This is a genomic window from Peribacillus sp. YIM B13472 (assembly GCF_042788005.1).
GTDB classification, from domain to species: Bacteria; Bacillota; Bacilli; order Bacillales; family DSM-1321; genus Peribacillus; species Peribacillus simplex_E.
Genome location: NZ_JBHZPG010000025.1, coordinates 19620 through 36253, shown reverse-complemented (window position 1 = coordinate 36253; position 16634 = coordinate 19620). Strand labels below are relative to the sequence as shown.

At 39.2% G+C, this 16634-nt stretch carries 19 protein-coding genes and 1 pseudogene; 6 read left to right on the top strand and 14 right to left on the bottom strand.

The features are described from left to right. Positions 1 to 2: 2 nt before the first annotated feature. A complete protein-coding gene (locus ACFX4I_RS18055; RefSeq protein WP_230303299.1) occupies positions 3 to 254 on the bottom strand; it encodes a YkuS family protein in 252 nt (83 codons plus the stop codon). A 98-nt stretch (positions 255 to 352) separates the two neighbouring features. Here ACFX4I_RS18055 and ACFX4I_RS18050 point away from each other — a divergent pair, with 98 nt between their 5' ends. Further along, positions 353 to 487 (top strand): YuzL family protein, encoded by a 135-nt coding sequence (locus ACFX4I_RS18050; protein ID WP_230303300.1) that lies wholly within the window; start codon positions 353 to 355, stop codon positions 485 to 487. A 114-nt stretch (positions 488 to 601) separates the two neighbouring features. Here ACFX4I_RS18050 and ACFX4I_RS18045 read toward each other — a convergent pair whose 3' ends face one another. Further along, a complete protein-coding gene (locus ACFX4I_RS18045) occupies positions 602 to 766 on the bottom strand; it encodes a hypothetical protein (protein WP_230303301.1) in 165 nt (54 codons plus the stop codon). A gap of 95 nt (positions 767 to 861) precedes the next feature. Here ACFX4I_RS18045 and ACFX4I_RS18040 point away from each other — a divergent pair, with 95 nt between their 5' ends. Then, entirely contained in the window at positions 862 to 1053 is a 192-nt protein-coding gene (locus ACFX4I_RS18040; RefSeq protein WP_309518867.1) for a hypothetical protein, read from the top strand. 30 nt (positions 1054 to 1083) lie between these two features. Here the strand turns inward: ACFX4I_RS18040 and ACFX4I_RS18035 are convergent, their stop codons facing one another. The 3 genes from ACFX4I_RS18035 to ACFX4I_RS18025 all read right to left on the bottom strand — a co-directional run bounded on the left by ACFX4I_RS18035 (position 1084) and on the right by ACFX4I_RS18025 (position 3764). Continuing rightward, entirely contained in the window at positions 1084 to 2022 is a 939-nt protein-coding gene (locus ACFX4I_RS18035; protein ID WP_230303303.1) for a magnesium transporter CorA family protein, read from the bottom strand. Positions 2023 to 2329: 307 nt separating this feature from the next. Then, positions 2330 to 2602 (bottom strand): hypothetical protein, encoded by a 273-nt coding sequence (locus ACFX4I_RS18030; protein WP_230303304.1) that lies wholly within the window; start codon positions 2600 to 2602, stop codon positions 2330 to 2332. Between the two features lie 61 nt (positions 2603 to 2663). Then, a complete protein-coding gene (locus tag ACFX4I_RS18025; RefSeq protein ID WP_377422155.1) occupies positions 2664 to 3764 on the bottom strand; it encodes a nitric oxide synthase oxygenase in 1101 nt (366 codons plus the stop codon). A 241-nt stretch (positions 3765 to 4005) separates the two neighbouring features. Here ACFX4I_RS18025 and catR point away from each other — a divergent pair, with 241 nt between their 5' ends. Both catR and ACFX4I_RS18015 read left to right on the top strand, forming a co-directional pair. Then, entirely contained in the window at positions 4006 to 4320 is a 315-nt protein-coding gene (gene catR, locus ACFX4I_RS18020; protein ID WP_230303316.1) for a catDE operon transcriptional regulator CatR, read from the top strand. 146 nt (positions 4321 to 4466) lie between these two features. Further along, the gene (locus ACFX4I_RS18015) at positions 4467 to 5384 is read left to right on the top strand and encodes an NAD(P)/FAD-dependent oxidoreductase (RefSeq protein WP_230303306.1); all 918 of its coding nucleotides are present in this window, start codon (positions 4467 to 4469) and stop codon (positions 5382 to 5384) included. A 93-nt stretch (positions 5385 to 5477) separates the two neighbouring features. Here the strand turns inward: ACFX4I_RS18015 and ACFX4I_RS18010 are convergent, their stop codons facing one another. Next, positions 5478 to 5624: a lmo0937 family membrane protein gene (locus ACFX4I_RS18010; protein WP_230303307.1), complete on the bottom strand. Its 147-nt coding sequence runs from the start codon at positions 5622 to 5624 to the stop codon at positions 5478 to 5480. Between the two features lie 254 nt (positions 5625 to 5878). On the opposite strand from ACFX4I_RS18010, the gene ACFX4I_RS18005 reads away from it, so the two are divergent. After that, on the top strand, positions 5879 to 6199 hold the full coding sequence (locus tag ACFX4I_RS18005; protein ID WP_377422106.1) for a DUF2680 domain-containing protein: 321 nt from the start codon (positions 5879 to 5881) through the stop codon (positions 6197 to 6199). 170 nt (positions 6200 to 6369) lie between these two features. After that, the gene (locus ACFX4I_RS18000; RefSeq protein ID WP_377422104.1) at positions 6370 to 8343 is read left to right on the top strand and encodes a S9 family peptidase; all 1974 of its coding nucleotides are present in this window, start codon (positions 6370 to 6372) and stop codon (positions 8341 to 8343) included. A 42-nt stretch (positions 8344 to 8385) separates the two neighbouring features. Here ACFX4I_RS18000 and ACFX4I_RS17995 read toward each other — a convergent pair whose 3' ends face one another. The 8 genes and pseudogenes from ACFX4I_RS17995 to ACFX4I_RS17960 form a co-directional block, all read right to left on the bottom strand. After that, positions 8386 to 8817 (bottom strand): CBS domain-containing protein, encoded by a 432-nt coding sequence (locus tag ACFX4I_RS17995; RefSeq protein WP_283931779.1) that lies wholly within the window; start codon positions 8815 to 8817, stop codon positions 8386 to 8388. 79 nt (positions 8818 to 8896) lie between these two features. Continuing rightward, on the bottom strand, positions 8897 to 9733 hold the full coding sequence (locus ACFX4I_RS17990) for an MBL fold metallo-hydrolase (protein ID WP_377422102.1): 837 nt from the start codon (positions 9731 to 9733) through the stop codon (positions 8897 to 8899). 345 nt (positions 9734 to 10078) lie between these two features. Then, positions 10079 to 11059 (bottom strand): ABC transporter permease, encoded by a 981-nt coding sequence (locus ACFX4I_RS17985; protein WP_283931781.1) that lies wholly within the window; start codon positions 11057 to 11059, stop codon positions 10079 to 10081. After that, positions 11052 to 11966, bottom strand: a complete 915-nt coding sequence (locus ACFX4I_RS17980; protein WP_377422100.1) for an ABC transporter ATP-binding protein — start codon at positions 11964 to 11966, stop codon at positions 11052 to 11054. The genes ACFX4I_RS17985 and ACFX4I_RS17980 overlap by 8 nt, the downstream gene beginning before the upstream one ends. After that, positions 11963 to 12754, bottom strand: a complete 792-nt coding sequence (locus tag ACFX4I_RS17975; protein WP_377422098.1) for an SGNH/GDSL hydrolase family protein — start codon at positions 12752 to 12754, stop codon at positions 11963 to 11965. The genes ACFX4I_RS17980 and ACFX4I_RS17975 overlap by 4 nt, the downstream gene beginning before the upstream one ends. A gap of 145 nt (positions 12755 to 12899) precedes the next feature. Continuing rightward, a pseudogene (locus tag ACFX4I_RS17970) lies at positions 12900 to 13028 on the bottom strand (bile acid:sodium symporter family protein); the annotation flags it as partial. A gap of 178 nt (positions 13029 to 13206) precedes the next feature. Next, positions 13207 to 14394 carry an MFS transporter gene (locus tag ACFX4I_RS17965; RefSeq protein ID WP_377422153.1) on the bottom strand — a complete coding sequence of 396 codons (1188 nt, stop codon included), beginning with the start codon at positions 14392 to 14394 and terminating at the stop codon, positions 13207 to 13209. 62 nt (positions 14395 to 14456) lie between these two features. Beyond that, the gene (locus ACFX4I_RS17960; RefSeq protein WP_377422096.1) at positions 14457 to 16589 is read right to left on the bottom strand and encodes a PAS domain S-box protein; all 2133 of its coding nucleotides are present in this window, start codon (positions 16587 to 16589) and stop codon (positions 14457 to 14459) included. Positions 16590 to 16634 lie beyond the last annotated feature (45 nt).

Genomic DNA, 16634 nt, shown 5'->3' with positions numbered 1-16634 from the left:
AACTATTGAATGGCGTTCACTTTATTTTCAACCTCGCGGCACACTTCATCAGCAGTTAAACCATTTGCCTCAATGATAGACGCTTTTAATGAAGTATCGCTAATACCCATCACATTACTTTCCAAACCTGTTACCACACAACAATCCACGTTTTTTGCGTCAGCTTCTTGTTTAATCTCCACAACATCAAAACCTTTTTCACGAAGTGCTTCCTGAATATTCGTTAATGATTCTTCAACACCGATTTTTGACATCAACACACACCTCCTCTACCTTCTAACCTGTCCTTTTCTCCTTCAATATATGTATAGGATGCAAAGGAAATAGGGAAAATAATATCGAGGTGATAAACATGAATGGAAAAAACAAGAAAGATGCTTCACAAACTCGTTTAGGTTCTTCTCAGGTAGAGGGGCAAGGTACCACTATGAAAGAAACCGGGTCCTTCACTCAACCCTCTTCTCTTAAAAAGCAAAAGCGTACATGATAAAAGAGAATCCTAAACCACCATTGAATACTCAAAAAAACGCTTGGTTTAACCGCCAAGCGTTTTCCTCTGCATGATCCTGTGCTGTTTTACTTTGACGATCAGGGACTTCTCTTATATATTTTGCTTTCTGATTTCCCATTGGATCTTTAGATCATTCAATTGATCACCATCAATTGTTTTTGGATCCATTTTTGCTTTATCGGCTCCATCTGGGTTTAAATCACTTGCCCTTAAATTATTATTGGGCGCTGCTTGCTCGTTCCATTTGGTCATCATGATCTCCTCCTCAATCCTTTATACTTCCCAAACCTAAGAATATTCATGAATACACCTCATCATTAATTGCAAAGATAGGAATGGAGGTGGTTTTATTGGAACCAAACAAACCCGGCAATAAGAATGTACCGGATTTTAAAGAATTGAACGACCGTATCATCAGAGAAGCATCACAGAGTCCCCGCTTAGTGATTAAAACAAATTTGGATGCAAAGAATGTTAAGGATGAGAACCCTTATTCCGATCGGATTAACAGTGAAGGATTTTCTGATTTTTTTGAGGAATAAAACAAAACCGGCTTAATAAGCCGGTTAATTTTAAAAATATTTTTTCTTCCAAAAAATGAATGCCGTCGTCCCTGCCAATGTGATGGCAATTAATAATGAAAAAATGAAAGCAAACCGATTATGTTCAAATGGCAGTTCCACATTCATTCCGTAAAAACTTGCCACCATCGTCGGAAGTGTCAAAATAATGGTCACTGAGGTTAGAAACTTCATGGCATTATTGACATTATTGGAAATGATCGAAGCGAATGCATCCATCATACCGCTAAGAATGGATAGATACACTTCTGCCATTTCGATTGCCTGAGCATTTTCGATGATTACATCCTCAAGCAATTCTTTATCTTCTTCATACATTTTCAAATAATTAAAACGGAGGATCTTATCAAGTACTACGCGATTTGATTTCAATGATGTCGTAAAATAAACCAAGCTTTTTTCCAAAGCAAGGAAAGTGTATAGTTCTTTATTTTTCATGGATTGATGCAATTCACGTTCCGCTTCATTAGTCATCTTGTTAATCTGTTTCAGGTAACGTAAATAATAGGATGAAATCTCAAATAATAATTGTAAAGCAAACCTTGTTTTCTTATTGGTGAAAAATCCTTTGATTTTATTGTTTTTGAAATTCGCCAATATCGGTGTTTCTTTCAAAGACACTGTAATGAAACAGTCTTTGGTAAAGATCATACCGATGGGAATCGTTTCAAAGATCGGTAAGTCGGCTTCGTCCCTGGTCAAATATGGGAAGTCGACAATAATTAAAACATTATCATCCTCTTTTTCGATTCGTGGCCTTTCCTCATCGTCCAGTGGATCTTTCATGAAATTGATCGGTAATTGCAAAGTCGTGCAAATATAATCTATTTCAGCTTCTGTGGGCGCAACAATGTTCACCCAGGAACCTTTTGTCATTTCCTCGATATTGTTTAGGTGACGGTTTTCATCCGTCTTGTAGATTTCAATCATTTCTTGACCTCCTCTTCTATAGAGAAAGCCTTATTTACCTTCTTCGAGCAGATACTCAGGGAGAATAACAGTCTCGACTTCTAGCATCATATTGGCTTCCTCTTTCTTTCTGGGTTCAGGATCATAAGAACTGCTGCTCACTCGTATCCACTTCCTTTCGATTCTTTAATCTTAATCCTTATTCATTTAAAGCACAATAAAGAATTTAATACGATGAATCCCAATTCCAAATTCTGAATTATCTGATTTTTTATTTGAAAAATATAATAAAAAAACGCTTGGGGATACCCAAGCGAGTCTGATTGCATTATCCATGCTTCGCATTATTATAATAGTGAACACCATACATGGCGCCTTCATCTACCATTTTATTGTCATCATGATCATATGGATCAGGGTGACCTGCCTTTTCAATTACAGGATCCAGCTCTGAAGCCGTCCTATTCCAAAAGCCTACTGTTTTTGCTTTTGCATTGGACCATATGTCCTTCACTTTTCCTCTGTTCGTTTTATTCGATAAAAATGAGACTCCGGCAACTCCGACTCCTAGTAATACCACGTTTCTTCCTAATGCCATCATTACCTTCCCCCTTATTTATTGGCTTGCTATATCTATACCCCACGCCAGTTAATATAAACCTTTATTTATATGGAGGAATTTGATAAAAGAAATTAGGTTTCATTATTTCATTGTTATATGGCTTATGAAAAACGTGTGTCGTCGCTGGAGACACCGGTGGAATTAACCAGGTCCAGTCCCCCGTTACTTTCCGGTCACAAGAGAGTTCTTTTTCTTCGAATTTCTTGAATTGTTTAGCTGCTGTATGGTGATCAACAATGCTGACTCCGTGTTTTTTATACGAATGAAGGACTGCTACATTCAGTTCGATAAGGGCTCGATCTTTCCATAAACTCGAATCACGTTTAATATCCAAGCCCATCCTCTCCCCGATTGCCGGTAACATATTGTAGCGTTCTTCATCAGCAAGGTTCCTGGCACCGATTTCCGTACCCATGTACCACCCATTAAATGGTGCAGCTGAATAAGTAATACCGCCAATTTCCAACCTCATACCGGATATGATTGGAACTGCATACCATTTGATTTGAAGATCTTTGAACCATGTCAGTTCAGGGTGGGTGATTTGAACTTCTTTAACGAGGCATTCAGGTATAACATGAAAACTAGGGGGTTTTCCGTCCAATTGGAATACAAGGGGTAAAATATCGAAAGGTCCGAATTTCCCTTCCCATCCTAATGCCATACATTGCTTGGTGAATTCTATTGAACTTGAATCGCCGACTACGCCATGTTCCGTCTCATATCCTGCATACCGAATAAGCTGATGATTCCAAATATCCACTTTTCGATCATGATCTTTCTGTTTGAAAATTGTAATCGCAGGTCTGACGCTCCCATTATTCGTAGCATATTCGATATGCTCAAAGAGAGCCGATACAATTTCTTCTTCGCTTTGAATCATCCTTTTATCAATCACCCTCAGCGATTCCCAAAAAAAGCGCCCAATGCAACGATTGCTATTACGCCAAGCTAATTTAGCACCATATACCAATTCTTCATATGTATGTTCATATCTGCCTGTTTCATTTATTTCCTTGTTAATTTGTTCGATCCTGCCATTTATGTCCTCTTCCGTTTTCAATAATTCCGGATAACTTGTCCTGATAAAGGATACGGCCTCTTGCAGTAAATCATTCATCTTTCCCACGGATCCTTCCATTTGCAAAACTTTGACTTCCATATTAAAATAACATATTTTTCATGGTATCTCTAAAGAACACAATTTTTAAAAAGCGCATTTTTTAAAAATGTGGCAATTCCGAGGCGGAAACTTTTCATGATACTTAAAGTAAGTTCATAAATTTCTTATACTATAACATCTCTAGTAACTAAATAATTATCGGTAAAGTTGTTACATATGAGGTAAATGGATTATAATATATTAATAATGAGGTGATATGATGAATAATACGACACTTTGTCCACGATTTGAAAAAGGAATGCAAATCTTGAGTAAACGCTGGACTGGATTGATTGTCAATCAATTACTTAACGGCCCTCAACGGTTTTGTAATATTGAATCTGCATTCCCGATAAGCGGCAGGATTCTTTCTGAACGTTTAAAGGACTTGGAAATTGAAGGTATTGTTAAAAGGGACGTATATCCAGAGACACCGGTCAGGATTGAATATTCTTTAACTGAAAAAGGCAAGGCTCTTGCACCGGTAATGAACGAAATTCAAAATTGGGCACAAGAATGGCTTGAACCAATATAGAATCAATGATATAGGAATTAAAGAAAGGAGGAAGGTCTGCCAACTGCGGACTTCCTCCTTTTTTGTTTAAGCGCCAGCGACTAGTGGTATATTTTTCACAGATAGAATAACACTAGGTTTATTCCAAATTTACGGGCGGTGAATTCATGAAACAAGCAGATTGCATTATTATTGGTGGAGGGATAGCCGGTATTCAGGCAGCCATCCAGCTCGGAAGATATAAACATGATATTATCGTCATTGATTCTGCTCAAGGCCGATCTTCCATTGCCAAGGCTTACCATAACATTCTTGGATGGCCTGATGGGGTAAGCGGCCAACAATTAAGGATGCTTGGCAGACAGCACGCTGAAAAGTTCGGTGTTGAATTCTTGGATGATACAGTGAAATCTCTTGAAAAAAAGCAGGACAAGTTTTTTATCCAAACAAAAAATGACAGGGAATATCAAGCCAAAATGATTTTTCTTGGTACTGGCATTACTGATAACATTCCTCCAATCAAAAACATCTATCCAACTCTTGGGATATCCACATATATATGCCCTGATTGTGATGGGTATGAGATCATGGATAAGCAAACCGTTGTCATGGGAGGCGGAAATGCGGGCGCAGTCATGGCGCTTACTCTATTATATTGGTCAAAAGATATCATTTACGTAAATCATTTGAAAACAAAAATTGATGATGAATATAGGGAAAAGTTAAAGGAAAATCAGATTCCCGTAATCGAAGAGGAAGTTTGTGAAGTTCATGTTGATGCCAAACAGCAGTTGACAGCCATACAATTAGTATCAGGTAAAATAATCGAAGCTGAAAAGGCATTCACGGCATTTAAAGGTAACAAACTTAATAATGAGCTAGCCTTACAATTAGGTGTGCAAGTAAATGAAAATAATCATGTGGTGATTCATCCACGGACTAAAGAAACGAATATTAAAGGAGCCTGGGCAGGCGGCGACCTCGTTGCCCATTCCGAACAAGTCACCATTTCGATGGGGGATGGTACCCAAGCAGCTATATGGATTCATAAGAGGCTGTTAGGCCAGCCACTTCCTTATGATTGACAACCTGATGGAAAATTAAAAGGCGACCTGTCGACCAGGCCGCCTTTTACATTGGTATTTATAAAGTTTTCCACATTAGCCTTCTATACACATCTATATTCGATTCCTTCCCTTAAAAACTTTAACCAAAATGAGAATGACCGCGATGATAAGCAAGATATGTATAAATCCTGCAGCCACTTTAAAGACTAAACCAAGAACCCATAATAATATTATTACACCAATAATTGTCCAAATCATGATTATCCCCCTTCTTCCCTTCTTTAAATGATTTTTTATTAATAAGAAGCTACAACGAAATTTTCTGCTTACATTTAAATTACCCATATCTTTCTATAACAAACCCTCATCCTAATTTTTTACATAAAACTGTAAATGCTGTAAATGATAATAAAGAAATAAGGAATCTTCCATATTGAAAAACATTGACCATTAGGAAGAGACTTTCAGGTTTTATAGGTTCCACAAAAATCAATAGAAGGAGTCGTTCATTCATGAAAAAGTTTTTAGTCATCTGTTTAACAGCCTGTTCCCTATTCTTGGTTAACCTGAATCACCCGGCTGCACAGGAAAATAAAGCAAAACCGGAAAGTGTCCAATTCACTGAAGCTCAAAAATCGGAAATCGCTAAGATCCAAAAGCAGATACTCGCTGACAAAAAGAAATTGATCGAAAAATATGTCGAGTATGGCGCGCTTTCGAAAGAAGAAGCCGATAAAATGGTTTTACATTTTGAAGAACATTATAAAATGATGGAAGAACATAATTTCCAAATTCCTCCGCACCGCCCACATAATCGGCACATGCATAAGTAATGTATGTTTTTTTGCCTATATAGCCTGATAATCCGACCTGATGAATAGGCCGGATTATTTTCATTTCTTTCGTCCTTGATAAATAAACATTACGCGTTTACCATTTACTAAAGGATTTATATTTCACTTTAGCGAAATACATAACTATGAGAAATGAAAGGGTGAAAAGGATGAACAATATAGGTATAACAGCAAGAGACTTATTTCACTTGAAATCAGTAACCGATCCAAAGCTATCCCCGGATGGCAGCATGGCGATTTATGTCCAAACCAGAATAGATGAAAAAACGGAAAAATACATTTCCAATCTGTATATGTTCAGCCTGATTACGAATGAAACAAAGCAATGGACGTTTGGGGATAATCGTGATACATCACCAGCCTGGTCACCCGACGGCAAGCATATCGCCTTTATATCGGACAGATCTGGTAAAAAACAAGTCCACATTATTGGGAGCATTGGTGGGGAAGCTCGACAGCTGACCCATTTCGTTAACGGTGTAACAAAGCCTATTTGGTCTCCTTGTTCCACCAAGTTGCTGCTTTCAACCGGATTAAAGGTGGGCGAAAACCTTAATACGGTTACGGAAAATGATTTGTCCAAAGAAGTTCATAGGTATGACCGGATTAAGTATAAATGGGATGGGAGAGGCTATTTTGATCAGTTATATCAGCAGCTGGTTATAGTGGAAATTTTTAAGGGAGATTCCACATTGCTAACGGAAAACAATATTGATCATCATCCGAATGCATGGTCCCCAGACGGACAGCATATTGCATTCATAAGCGGGGATGCAGAAAAAAGTGATGATGAACTTTTTTCGGATATTTTCATCATGGACCTAGAAACGAAAGCTTTAGAGAGGATAACGGATGGCAAAGGTTTCTTTAGAGATCCAAAATGGTCTCCAAATGGCGAATATCTAACTTTCATTGGCCATAATAAAGAATTTGCCGGTGCCACCTTTTCAAATATCTGGTTATATTCCATTTTCGATCAAACGACTCAGTGTTTGACCGATGGATGGGACGTCCAAATTGGAGATTCCGCAATTGGGGATTTCCAAATCGGAGCCGTCGACCCAGGTATCTTATGGACAAACGATAGCCAAGGCTTTTACTTTTTAATAAGCGATTACGGAAATACCGGAGTTTATTATGGTTCCATTGAAGGAGCCATGTATCCATCGATCCTTGACCCGCAGCATATATACGGCCTGACTATAGATCCCGAAAGCCATCGTGCTGTCGTGGCCATCAGTACACCTATTCATCCCGGCGACCTCTTTACTTATAACCTTACGAATGGCGATAAGGAACAAATCAGTTTTGTTAATGACGATTTTTTGAAGGATAAACATTTGTCCATGGCTGAACCCATTACATTTCCATCTGTTGATGGACTTACCATCCACGGCTGGATCATGAGACCGACCGATTTTAATGGTAATCAAAAATATCCGCTCATTTTAGAAATCCACGGCGGTCCGCATATGATGTATGCCAATACCTATGTTCATGAATTCCAGACCTTGGCTAATGAAGGGTATACTGTATTGTTCACTAACCCGCGCGGGAGTGTAGGGTATGGCCAAGACTTCGTAAATGCCTGCCGGGGCGATTATGGAGGCATGGATTATAAGGACTTAATGGCTGGAGTTGATCACGTTTTAGCTACGTATGATTTTATCGAGCATGAAGGTTTAGGGGTATCAGGAGGAAGTTATGGAGGGTTCATGACAAATTGGATCATCGGACATACCAACCGCTTCAAGGCTGCTGTGACTCAGCGTTGCATAAGTAACTGGCTAAGTTTTTATGGGGTCAGCGACATTGGCTATTATTTTACAGAGTGGGAAGTAGGCGGCGATATCGTTAACTCTGCTGAAAAATTATGGCAGCACTCTCCTATAAAATATGTTTCCAATGTGAATACTCCTTTACTTTTACTTCACGGTGAAAAGGATTTCCGCTGTCCCATTGAACAGAGCGAGCAATTTTTTGTCGCTTTAAAACGGCAAAAAAAAGAAGCAGTACTTGTTTCATTCCCAGATGAAACTCATGAAGTATCTCGAAGCGGATCTCCCAAAATGCGCCTGCAACATGTTGAGGAAATCAAAGGATGGTTCAATAAGTATCTTTAAAAACAAAAACTCTGTTAGCAAAAGCTAACAGAGTTTTTGTTTTTAGTGTTGAATTTGGTCTCTGTCCTCGGAAATTGAACTTAAAGCATTTCCCGCCATTGAATTTGTCTGTTGGTGTACAGCAAGATCACCTAATGCCACGACTCCCACCAGCTTGTCATTCTCAATGATAGGGAGCCTTCTGATTTGTTCGGTAGCCATTAACTCCTCAGCTTCATCCACTGACATATCAGGCGTACCTGTTACAAGGTTGGTGGAAATGACATCAGTAATTCTAGTTGAATTCGGCTTTTTCTCGGCTACACAGCGAATGACGATGTCCCTGTCTGTAATGACACCAATTAAATGGTTATTCTCCAATACAGGAATGACACCAACATCTTCATTCTTCATTTTGACTGCTGCTTCATATATATTATCTTCCGCAGTACAACAATCCACGTCTGTTGTCATGATATCTCTTAATTTAGTCACGGATATCCCTCCATTTTCATAAGTTGCTTGTTTATTTTTGACTTCTGAAGAGAAATTATTCATGAAACACGTTTACGCTTCATTCCACATATTTCCCATGATCCGGTTTAGCTAATGAATCGAATTCCTTTGCAAGCTTTGATAAACCCATTTCCAGTTCTTGCCCTTCAACAGGATACCCGTGCCCCGTTATGGCAATTGCCGGCTTCATACTTTCCAATAACTTTACAGATTCTTTTGCAGCCTCCCAATCGGTTGTCAAATACCGCGGTGGGCCTGCTATTTCTTTCTCCTGAGTGATAACCTTGTATAGGGAATCTTGCCTGACATTCACAAAAGCATCTCCAGCAATCAAACTTCGGTCACTTTCACGGAAAAGTGAAATATGTCCTTTTGAATGGCCAGGGGTGTGAACCCATTTCCAATCGCGAAGCCCGGGAACACTATGATCATCAGGCAATGGCTGAACTTTTTCATCAAGGTTGATTCCTTCATTTGGAAAAATCCATGAAATTTTTGCGATCATCCCTCCTTCAACAGTAGGATCCGGATTGGGGTAATTTTCCTGTCCCGTTAAATAAGGCATTTCTTTTATATGGGCATAAACAGGAGCTTTCCAGTACTCCATTAACTCAATCAGTGCACCAACATGATCGAAATGTCCATGTGTCAAAATAATGGCAGCAGGAGGATTTTGTGGTCCATATATTTCTTCAGCAGTTTTCTTTATTACCTCTGCTGAGCGTGGCATCCCTGCATCTATCAATACCCATTTATCATCTTTGGGTGACCCTACAAAAATTACATTAACGATTTGGACGGACAGACAATATATATCCTCATTTATTATCTGTACATCACCACTGGATACTGAAGTCATTGGCATCAATTTTTCATTCAATTGATTATCATCCATTTATATTCCTCCTAATTTTGAACATACTTTTTTTTAAAAGGATACCCTTTACAAGAAAATAAAAAACAACCTATTATTTATATAGGCTGTTTCAGACTGTAGACAAATTCGAAGAAAAAGCGAGTTTGCCAACATGTTATTTATTTTTAAAAAAGTTGCAGATGATTTCGAAATCCGCTCCCTTTCCGCCGAGTTTCTGCCAAGTCTCCTCGCCGGGAGCATCTAGCGGAGTCTCGGCTAACCATTAAACCGAGTCTTCTTTTAAAATCCGGTTCGGGGTGCGACCCTTCCGGAAGCCCTTTTGTCAACAGACTGAAACAACAAATAATCTATAAAGGCTGTTTCTCAGTATACATCCCTCTGTGTAAATACTGTAAAAGATACAATTAAAGCAAGAGCCCACCAAACGAGCAAGGTAATGACAGAGGATAATAAAGTCATCCCTTCTATCGGTGGAGCCGTCCCGCTAATATAAGCGGTCAACTTCAAATTCACCATAAAGAAATATTTCGCTGAATCCCACGATGAAACCATATTGTTCAATATAGCCCCGGAAATTAATGCAGCCAGCATGATGCCCATGCCTGCAGGGGTGCTTCTCACTAAAACCGAAAGCATGAAAGAAAGGGTCCCTACAACAACCGCCACCAGCCAGACAAGTCCCAAATCCATCAATAGGAATTTCCATTGTTCAATTAACCTTACTTGACTGACATCCACATCAGCACCATTCAATTCGAATCCAGTTATTACGGGGGCCCCCCATCCTTGATACCCGAAAACGATTCCTGATAAAAGGTAAGACAATAAGGCTGTCATCGCCACGATAATCGAAACCGATAATAATAATGTTACATATTTGCTCAATAAGATTTTCCAGCGCTCCACGGGCCTTGTCAGCAGAAGCTTGATCGTGCCTTGTCCATTTTCGGAAGAAACCAAATCACTGGCCACAATCATGATCAACAGCGGAATGAACAAATCAATTGCATTTTCCAAAAACATGCGTGTAAAAGTAGCTGCGCCTGGTTCTGAGGGATTGATATCATGATCGAGATAATATTGCTGCTGCTTCAGACTTACTTGCAGCTGTTCACGCCACTCATCCAGCATCCTATTCGAGCCCAATCGATTTTGAGTATCAATGATTTGCTGCTGAAGAGCTGCACGCCAATCATCAGTTCCCAACTTCTCCCGCTGCTCTTCCACTTGTTTGTATTGGGCATATGTAAACATCAACACTAAAATTCCAACGATGATACCGATTATAATCAGCCGTTTTTTTGCCAACACCTTCATCATTTCATTTTGGACCAAATTATTCAATGCCTGCACCTCCGACACCGGTAACTTGCAAAAATAACTCTTCCAATCCTGGGAGCTTTCGATTCATTTCATGCACCCTCACCCCTGCTTGGTTAAGTGCAGCATTCCATTCGGGTGTTTTGAGTTCATCATAAGCTGTTATGATATATCTTTGATCTATGGTAATATCGGTGAAGCGGCTAAGAATTTCCGCTCCCTTTTGAATAGGTTCCACCCGCCAAATTATCCGCTCCTGCGTGGATAATAAGCTTTCCACTGTATCCGTTTTGATAATTTCCCCGCCTTTAATAATTGCGACCCGGTCACAAAGTTGCTGTATTTCACCTAATAAGTGTGAAGAAACCAGAACACTCATACCTTCTTCTTCAGCCAACTTCCTGATGAATTGTCGCATTTCACGGATTCCGGCAGGATCTAGACCGTTAGTCGGTTCATCCAAAATTAACAGCTTAGGTCTGTTCAGCATTGCCTGCGCGATTCCTAAACGCTGTCTCATACCTAACGAATAGGTCTTCACTTTATCGTGAATTCTCGCTTTCAGACCGACGAGTTCAACAACCTCGATCATTCTTGTTTCATCGACTTCAGGTAACATTCTTGCAAAGTGGAGCAAATTATCCCACCCACTCAAAAATGGATATAACTCTGGATTTTCAACGATGCAGCCCATTTGCTTCATAGCCTTCGTAAATTCCTGACGAACATCATACCCGCATATATGGATGGAACCCGAGGATGGCTTAATCAAACCGACCAACATACGGATTGTCGTCGTCTTGCCTGCTCCATTCGGCCCTAAAAAGCCGAAAACCTCACCTTCATGCAACTCAAAATCTATTCCCTTAATAATTACCCGTTTGCCAATCTTTTTTCTCAAGTCCCTAACAGACAATGTCACCTGTTTCATCGTTCCACATCCTCCCACTTTATTAAAGGAGCAACTCTATCAGCAATTAAACGATACCCCTTCTTATTAGGGTGAAATTTGTCCGAATACAAATACTCATTCACCGACAATTGAAATAAATCGAATGTTGGAACGAAAATTGCATTTTTATAATGAGCCACGACTTCTGCCGTTTCATTATTCCAGTCCCGTACGATGCGGTTCGTATCAAAGTCTTTATCCAAATCTATAAATGGATTATACAGGCCAAGCAACAAAATAGTAGCTGAATCATTGACTTTATTTATATCTTTAAAAATTTCATGTAAATTTCCCAAGAAATTCTTTTGTGATACGGATGTAGCTTCACGATCATATTCAAGCAGGGTCTGCCCTTTTTGAAATAAATCGTTTCCCCCGATTGTAACTAAAATAACATCAGCTGCCTGGATTTGACGCTTCACTTCCGGTTGTTTCACTTGCTGCACCAATTCTTTAGACACTTGTCCATTGATTCCGAGGTTATGAATGATTGGTTTTCTATTATATTGACTCTTCAAATCTTCAACAACAAGTCCAACATAGCCTTTGCCTGTTTCATCACCTGTGCCACGTGTTAATGAATCGCCTATCGCCACTACCGTAAAATCATCGGGAAGATCATTTTTAATGGGGTTTTCTTCAATTACTTCCATATCGGACGTTCCCTTTCCATAATGGTCCATAATCGCCCATCCTAGGCAAAATACAAAAAACAGGCCGATAAGAGCTGATACGATGGTAGTAACCAACACTTTTGGTTTACTCAATAACACTCACCCTTCCATTCATTCTCTATCTTCCATTAAATCATATTATTTCCAAAAACAAAAAAACGTTTGCTTATGGTTAAAAATCCCAATAACTTAATTGTTAACAGCATCTCTTTTAATAAACCGCACTCTTCCCCTCTTATCAATAAAAAAAGGCAGAATAGGGCTCGATTCCTGACCCACGGAATTCCCTTTTTGACCAGTGAGTTGCAAGCAAAGGCCCGGAAATATTATGCCAAACACTGAAAATGGCGCTCGTGATGGCAGCAAGTGATAACAATGGACTTCTGGTAATTAACCTGTCATTTAAGATGTTAAATCTATTTATCATTAACGGAGCCTTTCCTACAAACCTGTATATGTACCAGTAAAAAAGAGACCTTTTCACCATGGAAGGTGAAGAGGTCTCTCGCTTTGAATAAGAAAAATATTCCAAAATATATTTTCCATCATTTTTCTAATCCCATTACTTTTAAATTTTTTTCTAACCTCATTAGCCAAATTGTAAGCAGCATCCCGATCAATGTGAGTAAACCAAAAAATAAATAGACTGAATATATTCCTGATTTATCCAATATTATCCCCCCGCTGAAGGTACTGAACCAGTTCCCCAATCCGTTGCCAATGGCGGAATAAAGTGTTATTGCTGTTACTGTTATACGTGCAGGGACAACTTCCCTGATATATTGTAAAGCTGCTGGAATGAATAAGCCAAGCGAAAACCCTTGAATGATTGAAGTCACATATACGGTAGCCAAACTTGGTTCGGTGAAGTACAAACCCCAGCGGACCAATGAAGCCGTGCCAGCCAATAAGGTAATTGGAAGCAGGCCTATCTTATGAATCCAGGTACCTGCGATTCTCATAAAGGGGATTTCCGATAATACAGCTAATAGGAACGCAATGCCAATTCCTGTATATGTTCCGCCTCTTGCTTCGACAAACAAACCATAGTATACATTATTTGCAAGATTAGGACCAAAAAGCAAGAACGTTATAGCAAGAAAGATAAGAAAACGTTTCATGGTGATCAATTCTTTCATTCCACCGAAAAGTTTCACTTTCCCCCCAGGTGGCTCTTCGGGCAAACGAAGAGCCAGACTAGCCGCAATCAACAGGCCGAAGAAAAAGGCATAAAATATGACGGAAGGACCCATGAAGGATTCAGATAACTTTCCCATCACAAAAACAGCCACACCGTAACCAAGTGATCCGAATAAACGGATTTTCCCATAATTCGTTTTGATTTTCGTTGTATATTGAAGGGTGATGCTATCAGAAACTGGTATTATCGCACTTTGAAAGATGGCCAAAGCGATTGCGACGGATACTAAAAGGAAATAGTGTTCGAACAGCAAGTAGCCTAAACCGAATACACCAGCAAGAAACGATGTCATTGCAAGTATTTTTGCTGGTCTCCCGCTCCAATCACAGACAATTCCCCAAAAAGGTTGAAAAACGATCATCACTATCGGTCCAACAGACATGATCGTACCTATTTCAATACCGGATAAACCAGCCTCATTGGCCAAATAAACGCTTAATAGCGGTGTTAAACTTCCCACTGCAAAAAAAGAAAAAAGGTAAAATACCTTCAAGCTAATTATATTGACATGCTTTTGTTTTTCCAAATCCAGTTCCCCCACGCAGAAATCTTCTACAAAGTTGTTGATTTTTTCATCGCTTCCTTTTATGCATTTTAAATAGGGAGCACGATATTAAAGACTGTACCTTTATTGACTTCGCTCTCGACAAAGACATTCCCCGAATGGCTTTCTATGATTTTAAAGCTGATCATGAGACCTAACCCATTACCAGATTTTTTCGTTGTGAAAAATGGTTCTCCGAGTCGCTTAAGCTGCTCTGGCGGCATCCCGATTCCTGTGTCGGTAATGGATATATGCACATTTTCCTCTTTAAGTTCAGTAATGACTTTTATGAACCCACCGTCAGGCATAGCTTCCATACCATTTTTAATGAAGTTCAATATGACTTGTTTTAACCGATTCTCATCACAACGAACGAGGATCTCTTCGTCATTACAATCCGAAATCAACGTGATGTTCTTCTTCCTTGCTTCAAACTCCGTCAAAGATACAACGTTTTGAATGATCGACACAAGATTCTTCGTTTCCAATATCAATGACTGTGGTTTGGCCAATTGTAAGAACTCTTCCACTATCTCATTCACACGATTGATTTCATCCATAATTATTTCTAGATATTCTTGTTTATTTTCGTCCGTTTCATCCAATTGCAAAAATTCCGTATACCCTTTCATGGAAGTCAGCGGATTCCGTATTTCATGTGCCACCCCAGCAGCAAGCTGACCGACAGCGGCTAATTTATCCTGCCGATGGAGCATCTCTTCAGATTGTTTACGCTCGGTTATGTCATATCTAAGTGCCAAAAACTGAAATGGCTTTCCTTCTTCGTTGAAAAATGGAACAATTGTTGTATCGACCCAATAAAAACTGCCATCTTTCGCCTTGTTTCTAATTTCACCTTTCCAAACTTTCCGTTCATGGACGGTCTTCCACATTTGTTCAAAGAATTCCTTTGAGTGGTATCCAGAATTAACCATTTTATGGGTTTGGCCTATCAATTCACCTTTCCCATATCCCGAAACCTCCGAGAACTTTTCATTCACTTCAATAATGACTCCTTTATCATCGGTTATCGCCACAATCATGGATTGGTTGATTGCATAATGCATATCTTCTAGCTCCTTGATTGACCCCTTTAAAGCATTTTCTGCTTTTTTACGACTGGAAATATCCGAACGGATGGAAATATATTGATATGGTCTCCCCTTTTTCATAAAAGGAACGATAGTTGTATCCACCCAATAAACATTACCATCTTTAGCCCGATTGCATATTTCACCATGCCATGTTTTCCCTTGGCTGATCGTTAGCCATAAGTCAGTGAAAAATTCTTTTGCATGATAACCAGAATTGATTATGGAATGATTTTCCCCTATAAGTTCATGTTTTTCATATTGTGATATTTCCAGGAATTTTTCATTAACATATGTAATGATTCCTTTTGCATCCGTGATGGCGACGATTGCCGATTGATCTAAAGCATAACGGATATCACTCACAGTATTATCGCTTTTTGCTAACCGACGGCCCACGATTGTACTTGAAGCTATAAAGCTGGCAAGGATGAATAATGAAACGAAGCATGTAAGATAAAGCATAAATGGAGTGAGTGGAACAAATTCACCCGTTTCATTTTTCACGTTCATCGGTAACACTCTCACAAAAAGATAATAGCCTTCAATGATTGCCCCACTCATCATGAGCGTACTGACTGGCTTTAGCGAAGATTGACTTAATTTATTAAAATAAAATAATATTGCAAGCGCTGCTACAAATAAAATAAAGATACTGAAAAGCGTACTGAGAACCGACAATGGGCTAAATTGCAAAGAGTGATTTAAAGATGATGTTCCCATTATATAATTAGATAAAATGGCCATCGTAAACATGAACCCGCAAAAAACGATTTGCAGGACTTGTGTTTTATATGAAATGGCCAATAACCCAACCCCTGCGAGAGCTATCGCTAATGCTAACGAAAAAATTATTGTAGAAAAGTTGTATGCTGCCATTCCTGAATTATCAAGTGTGTATATGACCACAAAATTAAGCGTCCAGATAGCCACTCCCATAGAGCAACTGCTCCCTATATATACCAGGCGTTTATATCTCTCTATCGTCAGTAATGTTGTCAGTAAATCCAAAGCCGTATAACTCGCCATTATTATCAATAGTACTGCAATCATAAAGAGGACAGGATTTGATGCCACAATTGATTGTTCCATTTTTTTACTTGATCACCTCTACCGTTCTATTCTCCTATATTGTAA

Bases quoted from the DNA above. Each gene is read 5' to 3' on its own strand.
- ACFX4I_RS18045 (WP_230303301.1), bottom strand. From the start codon at position 766: ATGATGACCAAATGGAACGAGCAAGCAGCGCCCAATAATAATTTAAGG.
- ACFX4I_RS18055 (WP_230303299.1), bottom strand. From the start codon at position 254: ATGTCAAAAATCGGTGTTGAAGAATCATTAACGAATATTCAGGAAGCA.
- ACFX4I_RS18050 (WP_230303300.1), top strand. From the start codon at position 353: ATGAATGGAAAAAACAAGAAAGATGCTTCACAAACTCGTTTAGGTTCT.
- ACFX4I_RS18015 (WP_230303306.1), top strand. From the start codon at position 4,467: ATGAAACAAGCAGATTGCATTATTATTGGTGGAGGGATAGCCGGTATT.
- ACFX4I_RS18005 (WP_377422106.1), top strand. From the start codon at position 5,879: ATGAAAAAGTTTTTAGTCATCTGTTTAACAGCCTGTTCCCTATTCTTG.
- ACFX4I_RS18030 (WP_230303304.1), bottom strand. From the start codon at position 2,602: ATGATGGCATTAGGAAGAAACGTGGTATTACTAGGAGTCGGAGTTGCC.
- ACFX4I_RS17990 (WP_377422102.1), bottom strand. From the start codon at position 9,733: ATGGATGATAATCAATTGAATGAAAAATTGATGCCAATGACTTCAGTA.
- ACFX4I_RS18025 (WP_377422155.1), bottom strand. From the start codon at position 3,764: ATGGAAGGATCCGTGGGAAAGATGAATGATTTACTGCAAGAGGCCGTA.
- ACFX4I_RS18000 (WP_377422104.1), top strand. From the start codon at position 6,370: ATGAACAATATAGGTATAACAGCAAGAGACTTATTTCACTTGAAATCA.
- ACFX4I_RS18010 (WP_230303307.1), bottom strand. From the start codon at position 5,624: ATGATTTGGACAATTATTGGTGTAATAATATTATTATGGGTTCTTGGT.
- catR (WP_230303316.1), top strand. From the start codon at position 4,006: ATGAATAATACGACACTTTGTCCACGATTTGAAAAAGGAATGCAAATC.
- ACFX4I_RS17960 (WP_377422096.1), bottom strand. From the start codon at position 16,589: ATGGAACAATCAATTGTGGCATCAAATCCTGTCCTCTTTATGATTGCA.
- ACFX4I_RS18035 (WP_230303303.1), bottom strand. From the start codon at position 2,022: ATGATTGAAATCTACAAGACGGATGAAAACCGTCACCTAAACAATATC.
- ACFX4I_RS17980 (WP_377422100.1), bottom strand. From the start codon at position 11,966: ATGAAACAGGTGACATTGTCTGTTAGGGACTTGAGAAAAAAGATTGGC.